The organism is Streptomyces sp. NPDC051740 (assembly GCF_044453165.1).
GTDB classification, from domain to species: domain Bacteria; phylum Actinomycetota; class Actinomycetes; order Streptomycetales; family Streptomycetaceae; genus Streptomyces; species Streptomyces atrovirens.
Map to the genome: position 1 here is coordinate 232,553 of NZ_JBITCL010000002.1, position 18,629 is coordinate 251,181.

Below are 18,629 nucleotides of genomic sequence, written 5' to 3' on the forward strand. Positions count from 1 at the left end.
CTGCCCGCGGATCGCGGGGAATGGCGGCGGACGCCCGCGAGGGCGTCTTAACGGCACCCCGCGCGAGCGGAGCCCGACCGCGTTGGATAGTTTGGGCACCGTGGACAAGAAGAACGCCCTGCGCGCCGGCGCCCTGGCAGCCGGTACGACGCTGATGATGCTGCTCATGTCGTCCCCCGCGCTCGCGCTCACCCGCGACGACGGTGACGACCCCGGCACCGGCCTGAGCGTCATCGAGACGCTGGGCCTCTACGTCGTGGCCCCGATCGCGCTGTTCGTGGTCATCGCCGCCTTGGTGATGGTCGGCGACAAGTCGCACAAGAAGAAGGACACGACCAGCTCCAACATCAGCACCAAGGCCGAAGCCAAGGCCTGACCCGGGGCTCACCCGCTCTTGAAGAGGGCGCCGCCACCGTCGTACGCGGGGCCGGCGCCCTCGGCGCTGCCGAAAAGCGCCCTTGCGCGTTCCGCCGCGGCACGATCTCCTCACAGATGGCACCGAGGAGGTCCTGATGAACGGCACCACCCGTACCGTGATCGTGGTCGGCTCCGGTCCCACCGGCCTGCTGCTGGCCGGTGACCTGGCGACCGCCGGCGTCCCCGTCACCGTCGTCGAGAAGCGCGCCCGCGGAATCAGCAACCTCTCCCGCGCCTTCGTCCTGCACGCCCGCACCCTCGAACAGCTCGACGTGCGGGGCCTGGCCGACGAGCTGGAGGCGGTCGGCCGCCCGCTCGACCGGCTGCGCCTGTACGACCGGCTCGAACTCGACCTCCGCGCGCTCCCCTCCCGCTTCCCCCATCTCCTGGTCATCCCGCAGTACGAGGTGGAGAAGGCCCTGCTGCGGCGGGCCGTCGAGGCCGGCGCGGACTTCCGGTACGAGACCGAGGCGACCGGACTGACCCAGGACGCGGACGGCGTGACGGTCAGGACGAAGGGCCCCGGCGGGGAGCGCGGGGAACCGAGGGCCGCGTACGTCGTCGGCGCCGACGGAATGCGCAGCACCGTACGGGAGGCGGTCGGGCTGCCGTTCCCCGGACGTTCCGTCATCCGGTCCGTGGTCCTGGCGGACGTACGGCTCGCCGAGCAGCCGGAGACGCTGCTCACCGTGAACGCCGTCGGGGACGCCTTCGCCTTCCTCGCGCCGTTCGGCGACGGCTACCACCGGGTCATCGGCTGGAACCGGGCCCGCGACGTCCCCGACGACACCCCCCTCGACCTCGAAGAGATCAAGGAGATCACCCGCCTCGCCCTCGGCCGGGACCACGGCATGCACGACGCCCGCTGGATGTCCCGCTTCCACAGCGACGAACGCCAGGCGCCCGCCTACCGCGTGGGCCGCGTCCTCCTCGCCGGGGACGCCGCGCACGTGCACACCCCGGCCGGCGGACAGGGCATGAACACCGGCATGCAGGACGCGGCCAACCTGAGCTGGAAGCTCGCCCAGGTGCTGGACGGCCACGCCCCCGAGTCCCTGCTCGACACGTACCACGCCGAACGGCACCCGGTCGGCCGGGCGGTGCTGCGCAGCAGCGGCGGCATCGTCCGGCTCGCCATGGCCCGGCGTTCCACGACCCTGGCGCTGCGCGCGGCCCTGGCCGCGGTGGTCACCCATGCCGCCCCGGTCCGCCGCAGGGCGCTCGGCCAGGTCACCGGCGTCGGCGTCCGGTACGCCGCGCCCCTCGGCGCCCACCGCATGACCGGCCTGCGCGTCCCCGACGTGGCGCTCGGAGGCGGAGGCCGCCTGCACCGGGCGCTGCGCGGCGGCCGCTTCGTACTGATCACACCGGAGCCGTACGACGACGGGGGCGCCCGAAAGGAACGGCTGGCGGTGGAACGCTGGGCGTCCGGGAACCGCCGTACGACCGTGCTGGTGCGTCCCGACGGATACGTGGCCTGGGCGTCGGACTCCGCCGGCGCGGCCGACGTCGAGGCCGCGCTCGCCGCGCACGTCGGCTGAGGAGGGGCGGGTTCCTACCGCTCGGTCGCGAGCAGCAGCTCCCGCAGCAGACCGGCCAGCTCCCCCGCCCGTTCCCCGTCCAGGGTGGACAGGGCCTCCGTCTGGGCGGCGAGACCCGCGCCGACCGCCGCGTCGATCAGGCGCAGGCCCGCCTCGGTGAGCGTGACCTGCAGTCCGCGGCGGTCGTGCGGGTCGGGGGAGCGGCGGAGCAGTCCCGCGCGCTCCAGCTTGTCGAGGCGGCCGGTCATCCCGCCGGTGGTGAGCATCAGCGTGGCCGAGAGCTGACGGGGGGAGAGGGTGTAGGGCTCCCCGGAGCGGCGCAGGGTGGCGAGGACGTCGAACTCCCCGCGTGAGATCCCGTACTTGGCGTACTCCTTCTCCATCCGGTCGCCCATGGCGCGTGCCAGCCGGAAGACGCGTCCGAAGACCTCCATGCCGGCGGTGTCGAGATCGGGCCGCACCCGCGCCCACTGCTCGATGATCGCGTCGACGGGGTCCTGGGGGCGCTGCTCTGCGGTCATGGACAGGAGTATCCGCCGAGAAAGGGTCACCCGCAAGAAAGTAGCTTGACGGCAAGTAGCTTGCGACTAAGCTACTTGTCATCGACCTACTCGGAAGAGGTGCGCCCGCCATGGCCGCGAACCGTGCCCCCCTCATCGCGCTCACCGCCCTCGCCCCCGTCTCCTGGGGCACCACCTACGCCGTGACCACGGAGTTCCTCCCGCCCGACCGCCCCCTGTTCACCGGCCTGATGCGCGCCCTGCCCGCCGGACTGGTCCTGCTCGCACTCGTCCGGGTGCTGCCGCGCGGGGCCTGGTGGTGGAAGGCGACGGTGCTCGGCGTACTCAACATCGGCGCCTTCTTCCCGTTGCTGTTCCTCTCCGCGTACCGGCTGCCCGGCGGCATGGCGGCGGTGGTCGGCTCGGCGGGCCCCCTGCTCGTGGTCGGCCTCTCGGCGCTGCTGCTGGGGCAGCGGCCGACGGTCCGCAACGTGGTCGCCGGGGCCGTGGCCGCGTTCGGCGTCAGCCTGGTGGTCCTGAAGGCGGCCGGCGCGCTGGACGTGCCGGGTGTCGCCGCGGCCCTCGCCTCCACCGCGTCGATGTCCGCCGGCACCGTCCTCACCAAGCGCTGGGGCCGCCCGGAGGGCGTCGGCCCGCTCGCCCTGACGGGCTGGCAGCTGACGGCCGGGGGATTGCTGATCGCGCCCGTCGCCTTCCTGGCCGAGGGCGCCCCGCCGGCCCTGGACACCCCGGCGATCGGGGGTTACGCGTACCTCGCCCTGGCGAACACGGCGATCGCGTACTGGCTCTGGTTCCGGGGCATCGGCCGTCTCACCGCCACCCAGGTCACCTTCCTCGGCCCGCTCAGCCCCCTCACGGCGGCGGTGGTCGGCTGGGCGGCCCTCGGCGAGAGCCTGACGCCGCTGCAACTGGCGGGCATGGCGCTGGCGTTCGGCGCGACGGTGGCGGGGCAGGGTGCCGCCCCGTCCGTCCGGATGGCCCCTGCGGCATCCGCGTCCTCCCGCGCTGCGTCGCAGGGTGCCGCCGAGGACGCGCGCCGGCGCCCCTCTGCCTCCTCGGTGGAAACCACTTGACGCACCGGAAAGTGGGCGGGTGCTTTCCGCCGCGTCAAGTAGTTCACCGGGTTCCGGCGTGAACGCCCGGGCGTTCACGCCGGGGAGGAACCGGCTCTCTCGGCTGTGATGTAGTGCGTCGCCGCGTCTGCCCTTGCCGAGGCGTGGAGCCGCCCGCGCGACTGTCCGGCGGAGCCGGAGAATGCGAACATCCGTCCCGCGGGTCGCTTGCCCGGGTGGTTGCCGGGTGAATTGCGATTGTGTGTGCGGTGCTCGGACTGGGGTCCGATGTCATGAAACTGGTGGTCCAGGTGAAACTGCTGCCGACGCCCGTGCAGGCGTCGGCTTTGGAGGCGACTCTGCGTGCCTGTAACCGGGCCGCCGTCCATGCCTCCGGTGTCGCTTTCGCCAAGGGCCTCAAGGACCGCAACGGTCTGCAGAAGGAGGTGTACGCGGACTTGAAGACCATCTTCGGGCTGTCCGCGCAGCCGGCGGTCCGGGTGGTGAAGAAGGTCGTTGACGCCTACGCGGCCCTGAAGGCCGGTCTGCGGGCCGGGAGGCTGGGCGCGGCCACCTCCAAGCGGTACCGCAGGGCGGTCGGTACGCCGGTCGCTTTCCGGCCTGAGGCGGTCCAGCCGTTCGACGACCGCTGCCTGTCCTGGCGGTACGACGCGCGCACGGTGTCGATCTGGACCGTGAATGGGCGGATAAAGGGTCTCCGGTTCGCCTGCTCGCCCGAGCAGCTCAAGACGCTGGTGGAGTGCCGCAAGGGGGAAAGTGACCTGGTCCGGCGGGGCGGGACGTGGTTCCTGGTCGCTACCTGTGACATTCCTGAGCCTGAGGTGTACGAGCCGGCCGACTGGATCGGGGTGGACCGGGGGATCGTGAACCTGGCCGCCACTTCCGACGACGCGAGCTATCAGGGCCGCGGTCTGTCCCGCTACCGGCGCTGGCAGGCCCGCAAACGCACCGAACTCCAGAAGAGGAACACCCGCTCGGCCACCCGCCGCCTCGCCTGCCGGGCACAGAAGGAGAAGCGCCATGCCACCCACGTGAACCACAAGATCAGCAAGGAGATCGTGTCCCTCGCGCAACGCACCGGTCGCGGGATCGCCGTCGAAGAGCTCGGCGGGATCCGTGAACGGGTACGGCTTCGCCGCGACCAGCGGGACACCCTCTCCTCCTGGCCGTTCCACCAGCTCGGGCAGCACCTCGCCTACAAGGCCAAGAAGGCCGGGGTGCCGTTCTTGGAGGTGGACGCGCGTCATACCTCGCAGCGCTGTCCGCGCCGCGGGCACACCGAGCGGGCCAACCGGCCTCATCGGGACCGGTTTCGCTGTCGTCGGTGCGGGCTCGCTGGGCCTGCCGATGTCGTCGCCGGGGTCAACGTGCGCGACCGCGCACGCTCGGCGTGGGTGTTCGTCACCGCACCCGCACCCGCCCCCTGAACCACGGGGGCTGGGTGGATGCGACCCGTGACCGCCCTGTCGTAGGGGGCAGTCGGGAGCGCGACGAGGTGTGAACGACCGAGCGCACAAGCCCGGCCGCTCACGGCTGAGAAGGTGACGTCCCAGAAGAGGCGCTCCCCGTCACACCGGAAGCGGTCGGCGGTGATGACGCCGGGGAAGTGGGTGCCACCGACCCGTATGCCCTTTGACTCGCAGCTCATGCGGGGACCGCGGGTGGATGGTTCGGACGACTCCGTCCGGACCATCGCCGGGTTCCTGGCCGGGGGCGGCCGGCAGCGGATAGAGAACAGGGGCGCCCGGCGCAAGCACCGGGCGCCCCTGACGCGCGTACCGGCTAGGACGCCGCCGCGTCCGCCGCCTGGGCGCGCAGGGCGCGTTCCACGCCCGCGCGGGATTCCGAGACCAGGCGGCGCAGGGCCGCGTTCGGCTCGGCGGAGGTCAGCCAGGCGTCCGTCTTGTCGAGGGTCTCGCCGGAGACCTGGACCGTCGGGTAGAGGCCGACCGCGATCTGCTGGGCCATCTCGTGCGAGCGGGACTCCCAGACGTCCGCCAGCACCTCGAAGTACCGGTCCGTGTACGGCGCCAGCAGCTCCCGCTGGTCGGTCTGGACGAAGCCGGCGATGACCGCCTCCTGGACGGCGTTCGGCAGCTTGTCGGACTCGACGACCGAGGCCCACGCCTCCGCCTTGGCCTCCTCGGTCGGGCGGGCCGCGCGGGCGGTCGCGGCGTGCCGCTCACCGGCCGCCGTCCTGTCCCGCTCGTACTCGCCCGCGATCTCCGCCTCGTCGAACCGGCCCACCGCCGCCAGCCGCTGCACGAACGACCAGCGCAGCTCCGTGTCCACGGCCAGCCCCTCGACGGTCTGCGTACCGGCCAGCAGACCCTCCAGCAGGTCCAGCTGCTCCGGCGTACGGGCCGTCGCCGCGAACGCCCGTGCCCACGCGAGCTGGTGGTCGCTCGCCGGCTCGGCGGACCGCAGGTGGGCCAGCGTGGCGTCGGTCCAGCGGGCCAGCAGGGTCTCACGGGCGCCCGGGTCGGCGTACAGGTCGATCGCCAGCTTCACCTGGCGGTGCAGCGACTGCACGACACCGATGTCGGACTCCTTGCCGATGCCCGACAGCACCAGGGACAGGTAGTCGCGGGCGGCGAGTTCCGCGTCCCGCGTCATGTCCCAGGCGGAGGCCCAGCACAGGGCACGCGGGAGGGACTCCGCGAAGTCGCCCAGGTGCTCGGTGACGAACGCCAGCGAGGCCTCGTCCAGACGGACCTTCGCGTACGACAGGTCGTCGTCGTTCAGCAGGACGACCGCCGGGCGGCGCTTGCCGGCCAGCTGCGGCACGGCCGTCAGCTCGCCGTCCACGTCCAGTTCCACGCGCTCGCCGCGCACCAGCTTGCCGGTCGCCCCGTCGAGGTCGTACAGGCCGACCGCGATGCGGTGCGGGCGCAGCGTCGGCTCGCCCTTCGCGCCGGCCGGGAGCGCCGGGGCCTCCTGGCGGACGGCGAAGGAGGTGATGACCCCCTCGGCGTCCGTCTCGATCTCCGGGCGCAGGACGTTGATGCCGGCCGTCTCCAGCCACTGCTTCGACCACGTCTTCAGATCGCGCCCGGAGGTCTCCTCCAGCGCGCCCAGCAGGTCGGACAGGCGCGTGTTGCCGTACGCGTGGCGCTTGAAGTACGCCTGCACGCCCCGGAAGAACTCGTCCTCACCGACGTACGCGACGAGCTGCTTCAGCACGGACGCGCCCTTGGCGTACGTGATGCCGTCGAAGTTGACGAGCACGTCGTCCAGGTCACGGATGTCCGCCATGATCGGGTGCGTGGACGGAAGCTGGTCCTGGCGGTAGGCCCAGGTCTTCATCGAGTTCGCGAACGTCGTCCACGAGTGCGGCCAGCGCGAGCCGGGCGCGGCGGCCTGGCAGGCGATGGACGTGTACGTGGCGAACGACTCGTTCAGCCACAGGTCGTTCCACCACTCCATGGTGACCAGGTCGCCGAACCACATGTGGGCCAGCTCGTGCAGGATGGTCTCCGCGCGGACCTCGTACGCCGCGTCCGTCACCTTCGACCGGAAGACGTACTGGTCACGGATGGTCACCGCGCCCGCGTTCTCCATCGCGCCCGCGTTGAACTCCGGCACGAAGAGCTGGTCGTACTTGGCGAACGGGTACGCGTAGTCGAACTTCTCCTGGAACCAGTCGAAGCCCTGCCGGGTGACCTCGAAGATCGCGTCGGAGTCGAGGTACTCGGCCAGCGACGGCCGGCAGTAGATGCCGAGCGGGACGGACCGGCCGTCCTTCTCGTAGACGCTGTGCACGGAGTGGTACGGGCCGACGATCAGCGCCGTGATGTATGACGAGATGCGCGGGGTCGGCTCGAACGTCCAAACGTTCTCCACCGGTTCCGGCGTGGGCGAGTTGGAGACGACGGTCCAGCCCTCCGGCGCCTTCACGGTGAACTGGAAGGTCGCCTTCAGGTCGGGCTGCTCGAAGCTCGCGAAGACGCGGCGGGCGTCCGGCACCTCGAACTGGGTGTACAGGTACGCCTGGCCGTCGACCGGGTCGACGAACCGGTGCAGGCCCTCACCCGTGTTGGTGTACGCGCAGTCGGCGCTCACCCGGAGGATGTTGCGGCCCTTCAGCAGGCCGGGCAGGGCGATACGGGAGTCCGCGAAGACCTCGGCGGGGTCGAGGGAGTCCCCGTTGAGGGTCACCTCGTGCACGGTGGGGGCCACCAGGTCGATGAAGGACTCCGCGCCGTCGCCGTCCTCGGCGACGTCGAAGCGCACCGTGGTCACGGACCGGTAGGTGCCTCCCCCACTCTCGGCTTCGCCCGAGCGGGAGGTGCCCCCACCCTGCGCGCCGGAGAGGTCGAGATCGATCTCGTACGAGTCAACGGTCAGCAGCTTCGCCCGCTGCCGCGCCTCTTCGCGAGTCAGGTTTGTGCCAGGCACGCGGTCATCTCCTCGATATGTGTGGGTTGCGCCATCCTTCCACGCGACATCGGGATGAGGCGATGACCGAGCCGGACCATGGGGATTCCCCTGTGTCGTCCGGCGGGCGAGGGGTGCGGCTCCGACGAAAGCCGGCTGCCCAAGGACTCCAAGGCGCAGTGCGAGCAGGTGCGCGCCGTCGCACCGCAGCGTCTGCTGCAACGGGTCGGCGTCGTCCCCCGACAGCGCATGGCCGATATCGACGTGGCGCTGCGGTGGCACCTGGCGCTCTGAGCGCCCCGAGGGAGCGCCCCACCGGTGGGGCGCTCCCTCGGTTCGGTCATGCCCGCGGTGTTACGCGCTCAGCTCCGCCGCCACCAGCTCCGCGATCTGTACGGCGTTCAGCGCCGCGCCCTTGCGGAGGTTGTCGTTGGAGACGAACAGCGCGAGGCCGTGCTCCACCGTCTCGTCGGGGCGGATCCGGCCGACGTACGACGGGTCCTGGCCGGCGGCCTGGAGCGGGGTGGGGATGTCGGTGAGGACGACACCGGGGGCGTCCGCCAGCAGCTCGGTCGCGCGCTCGGCGCTGATCGGGCGGGCGAAACGGGCGTTGATCTGCAGCGAGTGCCCGGAGAACACCGGGACGCGCACGCACGTGCCGGAGACCTTCAGCTCGGGGATCTCCAGGATCTTGCGGGACTCGTTGCGCAGCTTCTGCTCCTCGTCGGTCTCGTTCAGACCGTCGTCGACGAGGTTGCCGGCCAGCGGCAGCACGTTGAAGGCGATGGGGCGCTTGTAGACGCCGGGCTCGGGGAAGTCGACCGCCGCGCCGTCGTGGGTCAGCTTGTCGGCCTCGTCGATCACCTTCTGCGCCTGGCCGTGCAGCTCCGCGACGCCCGCGAGGCCGGAACCGGACACGGCCTGGTACGTGGCGACGACCAGCGCCCGAAGGCCCGCCTCCGCGTGCAGCGGACGCAGGACCGGCATCGCGGCCATCGTCGTGCAGTTCGGGTTGGCGATGATGCCCTTGGGGCGGTTCGCGATCGCGTGCGGGTTCACCTCGGAGACGACGAGGGGGACCTCGGGGTCCTTGCGCCAGGCGGAGGAGTTGTCGATCACGACCGCGCCCTGCGCGGCGACCTTCTCGGCCAGCGCCTTCGAGGTCGCGCCGCCCGCGGAGAACAGCACGATGTCCAGGCCGCTGTAGTCGGCGGTGGACGCGTCCTCCACCGTCACGCCGTCCAGCTCCGTGCCGGCCGAGCGGGCCGAGGCGAACAGGCGCAGCTCCGTGACCGGGAAGTTCCGCTCCTTGAGGATCCTGCGCATGACCGTGCCCACCTGACCGGTGGCTCCGACGATTCCGACCCTCACGGCGACTCCCTAATTTGTCCTGATTCGTATCCGAATGCCTGGCCGAGGCTCTTCCATGATGCGGCCGACCACGGCCCGCCTGTCCAATTCTTTGCGGATCCCGCTCGCGAAGTGGGACACACCGGTGGCGGCCACCGGTTGCGGACCTTCGGCCGTCACGCCCCTGAGCTGCAGAAATTCAGCCGTCGGGGGCTGTGGACCGCAAGGTCCCCTGCCCGGTCCGGTCCCGGCCACACGGAGGTGTGACGTACGCCTCGACCGGATCCGGAGAACCCGGCCGAACGTTCCGGGCGGAAGCGGCGTCGTAGGGGAAACAGTGTGAGGGGGGTGGCCGGTGCTGCGCGGAAGGATCCGGCGCGGCCGGGGGCCGTCGTCCGTCGCCACGGACGACGACCCGCTGGACGCGGCGCAGGAACGCCGGGTGCGGGCGGTGCTCGCACTGGGCGGGGTACCGCAGGCGGACCTGCCGGACGGGGTGCAGCAGGTCCGCCTGCGGCTGCTGGAACGCGCCGCGAGCGGACGGGAGGCGCCACGGGACGTCTCGGCGTGGGCGGCGGTCGTCGCCTCCAACCTCGCCATGGACTGGCACCGGGCCAAACGCCGCCAGGAGCGGCTGGGCGAGCGCCTCGCCGCGCTCCGTCCGGCGGAGACGGCCCCTTCCGGCGAGGAGACCAGCCTGCTCTCCCTCGCCGTGGCCCGCGGCCTGGACGAGCTGCCCGACGCGCAGCGCCAGGTGGTCGTGCTGCGCTTCTACGCCGACCTGCCGGTCCGGTCCATCGCCGAACAGCTCGGCGTCCCGGAGGGCACGGTCAAGAGCAGGCTGCACACGGCGGTACGCGCCCTGCGCGCCCGCCTGCACGAGGACGAGGTGGTCTGACATGCCCGCCCACGACGAACACCGGGACGCCGGGAACGCCCAGAACGCCGAGTACGACGGCATGGACGCGCTGATGGCCGCCATCCTCGACGAGCCGCTGCCCGCGCGGGCCCGGCAGGACCCGGCGTTCACGGCCGCGCACCGGGCGGCCGCCGCCGACGTCGCCGTACTGAGGGAGCGGCTGGCACTGATCGGGGACGCCCTCGCGGCCCCCGGCGAGGAGACCGCGGACGGGGCAGTCGCCCGGCCGGCGGTGAGGACCCCGGCCGGCGGGCGTCCCGGCACCGTGCGCGGCCCCCGCGGGCCGCACCGCGGCCGGCGCCGGCCCCTCAAGGCCGCCCTCGGCGCCCTCGTGGCCGCCGCTGCCGCCACCGTCGTCGTCGGTACGGGGTGGCTCGTGACGCAGGCCGGGGGAGTGTCCGACTCGGACGCGGGCAGTTCCGCCGCGCGGGCCGACTCCAAGGAGGCGGGCGGGGAGGAGGCGGCCGGGGTCGCCTTCGGCAGCCCCCGCTACCTCGCCTGCGCCCGCCTCGTCGCCGAGGGCACCGTACTGGCGGTGGACCCGGTGCCGGGGGCCGAGGCGGAGCGCGTCACGCTGAGGGCGAGCCGCTACTACAAGGGCGAGGGCGAGGTCGCCTTCCTCCGGGACCTCCCCGGCGACACCCCGCTGCGCGAGGGCGATCTCGTGCTGGTCGGCATGCCACCCGACGGCGTCCACCCGGACACGGTGGTCGCCGGTGAGGCGGCCATCGCCCCCGAGCGGGCCCGGATCATCGCCTCGCTCCCCGAGTCGCGCACCCTCACCTGCGACTGAGTACGGCGAAGGGGCGGGCGTCCACGGAGGACGCCCGCCCCTTCGCCGTCCCGCGCGGTCCGGGAAGCCCCGCGGACCGGGCCGGCGCCCGGAGGACCGCACCACCGAACCACCCCGGGAGAAAGGCCGAAACCCGGTCAACCACCTGGGCCGGCGGCAACCCCGCCGGCCCGTCCGCGGTCCCTCCCCGCGACCATGCCCGATGAACAGGGGAGACACGAGCATGCGGATGCGGACGACAGCGGTGGCGGCGGTGGCCCTTTCGGCGGCCCTGGCGGTCCCCGCCGTGGCGGCGCCCTCGGACACCGGGGCCCGAACGGGGAACACCACCGCCGCCACCGGCACCGGCGACCACCGGGCGACCCACCGGGCGATGAAGGCCGCGGTCGCCGCGGGCGTGCCCGGTGTGACCGCGACGGCGCGGGACGGGAGGGGCACCTGGGCGGCGACGGCCGGGGTGGGCGACCTCCGCACGGAACGGAAGCGTTCCCCGCAGGACCACTACCGGGTCGGCAGCATCACCAAGACCTTCGTGGCGACGGTGCTGCTGCAACTGGAGGCCGAGGGGAAGCTGTCCCTGGACGACACCGTCGAGACCTGGCTGCCCGGCCTGGTGACCGGCAACGGCCACGACGGCACCCGGATCACCCTCAGGCAACTGCTGAACCACACCAGCGGCGTCTTCAACTACACGGAGGACGAGGACTTCGGCCGCACGTACTTCACGAAGGAGGGCGGCTTCCTCGAGCACCGCTACGACACCCTGGCCCCGGAGGAACTCGTACGGATCGCCCTGGCCCACGAGCCGCACTTCGAACCCGGCGCCTCCTGGCACTACTCCAACACCAACTACGTCCTGGCCGGCATGGTGATCGAGAAGGCCACCGGCCGCCCCTACGGCGAGGAGGTCCGCCGGCGCGTCGTCGACCCCCTGCACCTGACCGCCACCTCGGTCCCCGGCACCCGTGCCTCCCTGCCCCGCCCCAGCAGCCGCGCCTACTCCAAACTGGCACCGACCGCGACCGGCCCCACGTACGACGTCACGCGCATCAACCCGTCCCTCGCCCACTCGGCGGGCGAGATGATCTCCGACTCCAAGGACCTGAACCGCTTCTACCGCGCCCTGCTGACGGGCCGGCTGCTCCCCCGGGAGCAGTTGAACGAGATGACCACCATGGTCCCCGTGGACGCCACCCGCGCCTACGGGCTGGGCCTGATGAGGACCACGCTGAGCTGCGGCGTGGCCGTCTGGGGCCACGGCGGCGGCATCCACGGCTCCGTGTCCGAGGCCGTCACGACGAAGGACGGCCGGCACTCCCTGGCGTTCAACTTCAACGGTGACTGGACGGGCGACACCGAGGCGGTGATCGAGGCGGAGTTCTGCGGCGACTGACGCCCGCGGCCCGGACACACGGGAGGGGCCACCGGGCGACGGTTCCCGGCGGCCCCTCCGCCCCCCTCCTGACGGTGCCGCCCCGGCCCCCTACCGGGGCAGCACCACGACATACGCCGACGGGTCGCGGTCGGCCGAGGCGATCAGCGCCGTACGGACCACCGCCGCCTGCTGCTCCATCGCGTCCCGGAGCCCCCGCGGGGTGACGTGGACGACCGTGATGCCGAGGCGCTCCAGGTGCTCGCGCCTGCGGGCGTACTCCGACCACTCGGCCTCGTCGTCGGGCCGCCGGCCCGGGCGCGGCGCGCGGGTGTCCAGCTCCACCGCCACCGCGTGCTCCGGCCAGTACGCGTCCACGCCGCCGAGGTGGGGTCCGCCCGGCAGCCGCAGGTCGACGTTCCAGCACGGGTCGGGCAGGCCGTGCTCGCGCACCATCCGGTACAGCCGGGACTCCGCCAGCGTCCGCCCCTCGGCCAGCAGCGAGTCCACCGCGTCCACCACGTGCGGCCGGTTCAGCAGCTTCGCGGCGGTCAGTTCGCGCACCACCGCCGCCGGGTCGCAGAAGCCGCCGCGCACCGCCTCCGTGAGCAGCCCGCGTACCGTGCCCGCGTCCTGCAGGCCGGCCACGGCGTCGGCCAGCGCACGCGGGACCGGGGCCACCGGCAGGCCCGTGATCTGCTCCGGGACGGGCAGCTCGGGGGTGCGGACGATCCGGGCGCAGCCCGTCGAGCGCAGCCGGCGCAGCCGCGGGACCAGCACGTCGAAGGCATCCAGGGACGGCAGCGGGGGAGTGGAGGAGAAGCCGTGCAGGGTCAGCGCGGCCGGCCCGGTGATCATCGCCTCCCCGTAGGCGGACGCGGGAGGGCTCTCCGTACCGGGCTGCACGGGGACGCCCGCGGTCCGCTCCCGTGCCGCGTACATCAGCACCGCGTGCAGCCGCTCCTCGCTGGTCGGCGGGCCGGGGTGGAGCAGGACGACGCCCGGGAGCAGTTGCAGCCAGGGCCCGCCGGGGCGGCACTGCTCGTTTGCCTTCGCGGCCGAGACGCCGTGGGCGCGCAGTTGCGCGTGGGTCAGCACCCGGCGTCCGGCACCGGCGGAGAGGTGGTGCAGGGGGCGGGGGGAGAGCGGGGTGTTGTGGTTCATGCCCGGCAATTTCCCGCCTCCGAGCCGGCTCCGAACCCCTGTTACAGGCTCGTCGACAAATGAGGACAAGGCGGCACTGAAGGACGCGTGTTCGGGTACCGGAAACCCCTGGTCCGTTCGGGTGCGGACCAGGGGTTACGGGCATCTTGTAACGGTGACGGAACGGCCGGTCGCGGCACTCAGCGATCGGCGGCGGCCGCGTCGCAGGCCTGGCCGCGCAGGGCGCGGGCCAGGTCGTCGCGGGACTCCAGGACCAGGCGGCGCAGGGCCGGGGCCGCGTCCTCGTGGGACGTGAGCCACGCGTCCGTCGCGTCCAGCGTCGCCCGCGAGTCCTGGAAGGAGGGGAACAGGCCCCGCACCACGTCCATGCCGATCTGGATCGACCGCTCGGTCCACACCCGCTCGATCGCCGCGAAGTACTTCTCCGCGTACGGCGCGAGCAGCTCCCGCTGGGACGCCTGCGCGAAGCCCGAGATGGTGGCCTCCACCAGCGCGTTGGACAGCGCGTCCGACTCCACGACCTGCGCCCAGCACTGCGCCTTGACCGCCGCCGACGGGCGGGCGGCCAGACAGCGCACGTGGTGCCGCTTGCCGGACGCGGTGTCGTCCCGGGCCAGCTCCGCGTCCAGCCGCTTCTCGTCCGCCACGCCGTGCGCGGCCAGCGGCTCCAGGAACGCCCAGCGCAGCTCCTGGTCGACCTCCAGGCCCGGCAGGGTCACCGTGCCGTCGAGCAGCGAGGTCAGCAGCTCGAAGGCGGCCGGCACGTCGGCCACGCGCGCGAAGAACCGCGCCCACGCGAGCTGGTGCTCGCTGCCCGCATCGGGGGAGTACATCTGGATGGAGGCGACTTGGCACAGCTCCCGTCCGGCCTCCGCCCGCCGCTCGGCCGCGGTGTAGTGCACCGCCGCCGACTCCGCCCACGCGTGCAGCATCTGCAGTACGCCGATGTCCGTCTCCCGGCCCGCGAACTTCACCACCAGGCCGATGAACTCCCGGGCCGGCAGCAGCGCGTCCCGCGTCATGTTCCACAGCGCCGACCAGCACAGGGCGCGGGCCAGCGGGTCGGTCATGTGGCCGAGATCGCGCCGCAGCGCCGCCAGCGAGGTCTCGTCGAACCGCGTCTTGCAGTACGTCAGGTCGTCGTCGTTGACCAGCACCAGGTCAGGCGCCTCGGCGCCCGCCAGCTCCGCCACGACCGTACGCGCGCCCTCGACGTCCGTCTCGGCCCGCGCGTACCGCTCCAGCGCCGGCGGCCCCCCGGCGTCCTCGGTGCGCCGGTACAGGCCCACCGCCACCCGGTGCGGGCGCAGTTCGGGGTGCGACTCGGCGGCCTCCTGCACGATCGCCAGCTCGTCGATCCTGCCGTCCTCACGCAGCAGCACCTGCGGGGTGAGGGAGTTGACGCCGGCCGTCTGCAGCCAGGCCCGCGACCAGGCGGCCATGTCCCGCCCGCTGGTCTCCTCAAGGACCGACAGCAGATCACCGAGCCGGGTGTTGCCGTACGCGTGCCGCTTGAAGTAGCGCCGGGCGCCCTCCAGGAACGCGTCCTGACCGACGTACGCCACCAGCTGCTTGAGCACCGAGGCGCCCTTCGCGTACGTGATGCCGTCGAAGTTGAGCTTGGCGTCCTGGAGGTCGCGGATGTCGGCGGTGATCGGGTGCGTGGAGGGGAGCTGGTCCGCGCGGTACGCCCACGCCTTGCGGCGGTTGGCGAAGGTGATCCAGCCGTCGGTGAAGCGGGTCGCGCCGACCAGCGAGAACGCGCCCATGAAGTCCGCGAAGGACTCCTTCAGCCACAGGTCGTCCCACCACTCCATGGTGACCAGGTCGCCGAACCACATGTGCGCCATCTCGTGCAGGATGACGTTGGCCCGGCCCTCGTACGACGCCCGCGTGACCTTCCCCCGGAAGATGAACTCCTCCCGGAAGGTCACCATCCCCGGGTTCTCCATCGCGCCCAGGTTGTACTCGGGCACGAACGCCTGGTCGTACTTGCCGAACGGGTACGGGTAGTCGAAGTGGTCGTGGAAGAAGTCCAGGCCCTGCTTGGTCACCAGGAACACGTCGTCGGCGTCGAAGTGCGGGGCGAGACCCTTGCGGCACATCGCGCCGAGCGGGATCTCCAGCCGCGTGCCGTCCCCGAGGACCCGCTCGTAGGAGTCGGTCACGTAGTGGTACGGGCCGGCCACCACGCACGTGATGTACGTCGAGATCGGCTTGGTCTCCGCGAACCGCCACACCCCGTCGGCGAGTTCACCGGCCCCGTTGCTCCACACCGTCCAGCCCTCGGGGGCGCGCACCTCGAAGCGGTAGGGCGCCTTGAGGTCGGGCTGCTCGAAGCCCGCGAAGACGCGACGGGAGTCGGCCGGCTCGTACTGGGTGTAGAGGTACACCTCGCCGTCCTCGGGGTCGACGAAGCGGTGCATGCCCTCACCGGTGCGGGAGTAGGCGCACTGCGCGTCGACGACGAGCTCGTTCTCGGCGGCCAGGTCCTCCAGCAGGATCCGCGAGCCGTCGAAGACCTGGCCGGGGTCGAGGTCCCGCCCGTTGAGGGAGACGGCCGTCACGGCCGGTGCGATCAGGTCCGCGAAGCTGCTCGCGCCCGGTTCGGCGCAGCGGAACCGGACGGTGGTGACGGAGCGGAAGGCGCGCGGCTCCCCGCCGCTGTGCTCGCCGACCGCCGAACGCAGGTCCAGGGACACCTCGTACCCGTCGACGGACAGCAGGGCTGCCCGCTCCCGGGCCTCGTCACGGGTCAGGTTCTCACCGGGCACGGGCGGACTCCTCATGCGTCGTCGACATGGATGATCAGGACCGATCCTGCCATGCGCTCCTGACACGGGGCGGGCGGGAATGGCCGGGACCCCTCACGATGTTCGCAGGGACGACCTTTTCCTTTCCTGAGGAGAGACATGCCGGACAAGACGACCGCCACGCCCGTCGACTTCTGGTTCGACCCGCTGTGCCCCTGGGCCTGGATGACCTCCCGCTGGGTGCTGGAGGTGGAGAAGGTGCGGGACATCGAGGTCCGCTGGCACCTGATGAGCCTCGCCGTCCTCAACGAGGACAAGCTCGACGAGCTTCCCGCCGAATACCGCGAGATGCTGGAGGTCAAGGCCTGGGGCCCGGTCCGGGTGGTCATCGCGGCCCAGCGGGAGCACGGCGCGGAGGTGCTCGGCGACCTCTACACCGCGCTCGGCACCCGCATCCACAACCAGGGCGAGGGCCCGGGCCGGGAGACGGTCGCCGCCGCCCTGAAGGACGTCGGCCTGCCCGAGTCCCTCATGGAGCACTGGGACTCCACCCCCTACGAGCCCGAGCTGCGCGCCTCCCACAAGGAGGGCATCGAGAAGGTGGGCCAGGAGGTCGGCACCCCGGTCATCGCGGTCCCCGGACCCGACGGCGAGGAGATCGCCTTCTTCGGCCCGGTCGTCACCCCGGCGCCCAAGGGCGACGAGGCCGCCCGCCTGTGGGACGGCACCCTCGCGGTGGCCTCCGTCCCCGGCTTCTACGAGATCAAGCGCTCCCGGACGAAGGGGCCGGACTTCAGCAACCTGTGACGGTCACTCGATCACGGGCACTTTGATCGGCGCGGCGAAGGGCTTCTTGTTGAAGCCGGTGCGCAGGTTGCGGCACTGCTTGCCGGTGTCGGGGTCGAGCACGTTCACACAGAGCCAGAACTCGCCGACCCCGGACCGGCCGAGCCGTTCCTTGAGCCAGTCCTCCTCCTTCTTGTTCAGCTGACGGTGTTGCTGGTCCCCGTCGCAGGTCCAGCAGTAGTCCCTCATCGTCCTCTGTGTCGCCATTGCGCAACCATGGCCCGGATTGCCGCATACCGGAAGCCCCCGCGAGTCCTGTCCTCGCGGGGGCTTCCCTCTTTCCACCTGCCGGGTGAACGGTGAGAAGACGATCACGAGGCAGGACACTTATTGCGCATGACTCGCAACTGCACGCTAACAGCGGAAGGGGTCGTCCGTGAGCCCCGGTACGCGAAACGGCCCCCGCGTGTTCACACGAGGGCCGCCGGGTCGGGCGTCGGCTCCGGGCGCGCGCCCGCTGCCGGGCGTATCCCCCGGCCGTCGGTAGCCGATGCGCGAGGCGCCGTAGGCGCGGGCGTTCGTCGCGGACGGCGGGCGACGTGGTGCGAGGTGTCGCACAGCCTGTTTGGTGGATCCCTACAGCCGCCGTACCACCCGGAGGTGTCGGCGAAACCACCTCACCTCAGTGACCGGCGTCACCCCAGGCCCCTCATCATCCCCGCCCTTTGTCAGGAGCCCACCAAGACCGCGTCGGCGCCTTTGTCGAGCGCTGACGGTGATCGGCGCGCGGGCGCCGGTATAGCGTCGCGGTGTCCCCAACTGCCCTCACCCCGCGGAGACCCCATGAGCACCGCCACCGTCACGTCCGTCCGGTCCGGACAGGTCCTCGCGGACCTCGTCCCGGCCTCCCGTGTCCGGAACGCCGCACTCGTGCTCGGCGGCGCCGCGCTCACCGGCCTCGCCGCCCAGATCGCGGTGCCCGTCCCCGGCTCCCCGGTGCCGGTGACCGGCCAGACCTTCGCGGCGCTCCTCGTCGGCACCGCCCTCGGCGCCCGCCGCGGCTTCGCCTCCCTCGCGGTGTACGCGCTGGTGGGCGCGGCCGGCGTGCCGTGGTTCGCGGAGGGCAAGTCGGGGATGGGCATGCCGTCCTTCGGTTACGTCCTCGGCATGCTGCTGGCCTCCGTCGTCGTGGGCGCGCTGGCCCGCCGCGGCGCCGACCGCTCCGCCTGGCGCACGGCGGGCACCATGGTGCTCGGCTCGGCGATCATCTACGCCGTCGGCGTGCCCTACCTGGCCCTCGCCACCGGCATGTCCGCCTCCGCCGCGATCGCGGCCGGCCTCACCCCGTTCCTCATCGGCGACGCCCTGAAGGCGGCCCTGGCGATGGGCGTGCTGCCGACGGCCTGGAAGTTCGCCGACAAGCGGTGATCTCCCGGGTTCCAAGGCGAGAGGCGGGGGGGGGGGGGGGGGGGGGGGCGGCCGCGCCCCCCCCCCCGGGGGGGGGGGGGGGGGGGGCGCGGGGGGGGGGGCGCGGCGCGGGCGGGGGGGGGGGGGGGGGGGGGC

Annotated in this window: 16 protein-coding genes; 10 read left to right on the plus strand and 6 right to left on the minus strand. The window is 72.4% G+C overall.

Going from position 1 to position 18,629, the window contains the following annotated elements:
* Nucleotides 1–100 precede the first annotated feature (100 nt).
* On the plus strand, nt 101–376 hold the full coding sequence (locus ACIA6T_RS04110; protein ID WP_399444995.1) for a hypothetical protein: 276 nt from the start codon (nt 101–103) through the stop codon (nt 374–376).
* 136 nt (nt 377–512) lie between these two features.
* Nucleotides 513–1,958 (plus strand): FAD-dependent monooxygenase, encoded by a 1,446-nt coding sequence (locus ACIA6T_RS04115; RefSeq protein ID WP_399444996.1) that lies wholly within the window; start codon nt 513–515, stop codon nt 1,956–1,958.
* 14 nt (nt 1,959–1,972) lie between these two features.
* Here the strand turns inward: ACIA6T_RS04115 and ACIA6T_RS04120 are convergent, their stop codons facing one another.
* Nucleotides 1,973–2,479, minus strand: coding sequence for a MarR family winged helix-turn-helix transcriptional regulator (locus tag ACIA6T_RS04120; protein WP_399444997.1), 507 nt, complete (start codon nt 2,477–2,479; stop codon nt 1,973–1,975).
* Between the two features lie 110 nt (nt 2,480–2,589).
* Between ACIA6T_RS04120 and ACIA6T_RS04125 the strand changes: the two genes are divergently transcribed.
* Nucleotides 2,590–3,552, plus strand: a complete 963-nt coding sequence (locus ACIA6T_RS04125) for an EamA family transporter (RefSeq protein ID WP_399444998.1) — start codon at nt 2,590–2,592, stop codon at nt 3,550–3,552.
* A 272-nt stretch (nt 3,553–3,824) separates the two neighbouring features.
* A complete protein-coding gene (locus ACIA6T_RS04130; RefSeq protein WP_399444999.1) occupies nt 3,825–4,979 on the plus strand; it encodes an RNA-guided endonuclease InsQ/TnpB family protein in 1,155 nt (384 codons plus the stop codon).
* A gap of 355 nt (nt 4,980–5,334) precedes the next feature.
* On the opposite strand, the gene pepN (ACIA6T_RS04135) is transcribed toward ACIA6T_RS04130, so the two are convergent.
* On the minus strand, nt 5,335–7,950 hold the full coding sequence (gene pepN, locus ACIA6T_RS04135) for an aminopeptidase N (protein WP_399445000.1): 2,616 nt from the start codon (nt 7,948–7,950) through the stop codon (nt 5,335–5,337).
* Between the two features lie 78 nt (nt 7,951–8,028).
* Between pepN (ACIA6T_RS04135) and ACIA6T_RS04140 the strand changes: the two genes are divergently transcribed.
* Nucleotides 8,029–8,223 carry a type II toxin-antitoxin system PemK/MazF family toxin gene (locus ACIA6T_RS04140; RefSeq protein WP_399445001.1) on the plus strand — a complete coding sequence of 65 codons (195 nt, stop codon included), beginning with the start codon at nt 8,029–8,031 and terminating at the stop codon, nt 8,221–8,223.
* Nucleotides 8,224–8,283: 60 nt separating this feature from the next.
* Here ACIA6T_RS04140 and ACIA6T_RS04145 read toward each other — a convergent pair whose 3' ends face one another.
* Nucleotides 8,284–9,300, minus strand: coding sequence for an aspartate-semialdehyde dehydrogenase (locus ACIA6T_RS04145; RefSeq protein ID WP_399445002.1), 1,017 nt, complete (start codon nt 9,298–9,300; stop codon nt 8,284–8,286).
* 334 nt (nt 9,301–9,634) lie between these two features.
* Between ACIA6T_RS04145 and ACIA6T_RS04150 the strand changes: the two genes are divergently transcribed.
* The 3 genes from ACIA6T_RS04150 (at nt 9,635) to ACIA6T_RS04160 (ending at nt 12,384) form a co-directional block, all read left to right on the plus strand.
* Nucleotides 9,635–10,177, plus strand: coding sequence for a sigma-70 family RNA polymerase sigma factor (locus ACIA6T_RS04150; protein WP_399445003.1), 543 nt, complete (start codon nt 9,635–9,637; stop codon nt 10,175–10,177).
* A 1-nt stretch (nt 10,178) separates the two neighbouring features.
* The gene (locus ACIA6T_RS04155; protein ID WP_399445004.1) at nt 10,179–10,991 is read left to right on the plus strand and encodes a hypothetical protein; all 813 of its coding nucleotides are present in this window, start codon (nt 10,179–10,181) and stop codon (nt 10,989–10,991) included.
* A gap of 223 nt (nt 10,992–11,214) precedes the next feature.
* The gene (locus ACIA6T_RS04160) at nt 11,215–12,384 is read left to right on the plus strand and encodes a serine hydrolase domain-containing protein (protein WP_399445005.1); all 1,170 of its coding nucleotides are present in this window, start codon (nt 11,215–11,217) and stop codon (nt 12,382–12,384) included.
* 90 nt (nt 12,385–12,474) lie between these two features.
* On the opposite strand, the gene ACIA6T_RS04165 is transcribed toward ACIA6T_RS04160, so the two are convergent.
* Nucleotides 12,475–13,527, minus strand: coding sequence for a hypothetical protein (locus ACIA6T_RS04165; protein WP_399445006.1), 1,053 nt, complete (start codon nt 13,525–13,527; stop codon nt 12,475–12,477).
* 179 nt (nt 13,528–13,706) lie between these two features.
* Nucleotides 13,707–16,301, minus strand: a complete 2,595-nt coding sequence (gene pepN, locus ACIA6T_RS04170; RefSeq protein ID WP_399445007.1) for an aminopeptidase N — start codon at nt 16,299–16,301, stop codon at nt 13,707–13,709.
* A gap of 138 nt (nt 16,302–16,439) precedes the next feature.
* On the opposite strand from pepN (ACIA6T_RS04170), the gene ACIA6T_RS04175 reads away from it, so the two are divergent.
* Nucleotides 16,440–17,087: a DsbA family protein gene (locus ACIA6T_RS04175; RefSeq protein WP_399445008.1), complete on the plus strand. Its 648-nt coding sequence runs from the start codon at nt 16,440–16,442 to the stop codon at nt 17,085–17,087.
* Nucleotides 17,088–17,090: 3 nt separating this feature from the next.
* On the opposite strand, the gene ACIA6T_RS04180 is transcribed toward ACIA6T_RS04175, so the two are convergent.
* Nucleotides 17,091–17,333: a hypothetical protein gene (locus ACIA6T_RS04180; protein WP_073931872.1), complete on the minus strand. Its 243-nt coding sequence runs from the start codon at nt 17,331–17,333 to the stop codon at nt 17,091–17,093.
* Between the two features lie 576 nt (nt 17,334–17,909).
* On the opposite strand from ACIA6T_RS04180, the gene ACIA6T_RS04185 reads away from it, so the two are divergent.
* Nucleotides 17,910–18,494, plus strand: a complete 585-nt coding sequence (locus ACIA6T_RS04185) for a biotin transporter BioY (RefSeq protein ID WP_399445009.1) — start codon at nt 17,910–17,912, stop codon at nt 18,492–18,494.
* Nucleotides 18,495–18,629: the final 135 nt, after the last annotated feature.

Coding starts and splice junctions, on each gene's coding strand:
- ACIA6T_RS04115 (WP_399444996.1), top strand. CDS start 513: ATGAACGGCACCACCCGTACCGTGATCGTGGTCGGCTCCGGTCCCACC.
- ACIA6T_RS04120 (WP_399444997.1), bottom strand. CDS start 2,479: ATGACCGCAGAGCAGCGCCCCCAGGACCCCGTCGACGCGATCATCGAG.
- ACIA6T_RS04125 (WP_399444998.1), top strand. CDS start 2,590: ATGGCCGCGAACCGTGCCCCCCTCATCGCGCTCACCGCCCTCGCCCCC.
- ACIA6T_RS04130 (WP_399444999.1), top strand. CDS start 3,825: ATGAAACTGGTGGTCCAGGTGAAACTGCTGCCGACGCCCGTGCAGGCG.
- ACIA6T_RS04140 (WP_399445001.1), top strand. CDS start 8,029: ATGGGGATTCCCCTGTGTCGTCCGGCGGGCGAGGGGTGCGGCTCCGAC.
- ACIA6T_RS04155 (WP_399445004.1), top strand. CDS start 10,179: ATGCCCGCCCACGACGAACACCGGGACGCCGGGAACGCCCAGAACGCC.
- ACIA6T_RS04160 (WP_399445005.1), top strand. CDS start 11,215: ATGCGGATGCGGACGACAGCGGTGGCGGCGGTGGCCCTTTCGGCGGCC.
- ACIA6T_RS04165 (WP_399445006.1), bottom strand. CDS start 13,527: ATGAACCACAACACCCCGCTCTCCCCCCGCCCCCTGCACCACCTCTCC.
- ACIA6T_RS04175 (WP_399445008.1), top strand. CDS start 16,440: ATGCCGGACAAGACGACCGCCACGCCCGTCGACTTCTGGTTCGACCCG.
- ACIA6T_RS04180 (WP_073931872.1), bottom strand. CDS start 17,333: ATGGCGACACAGAGGACGATGAGGGACTACTGCTGGACCTGCGACGGG.
- ACIA6T_RS04185 (WP_399445009.1), top strand. CDS start 17,910: ATGAGCACCGCCACCGTCACGTCCGTCCGGTCCGGACAGGTCCTCGCG.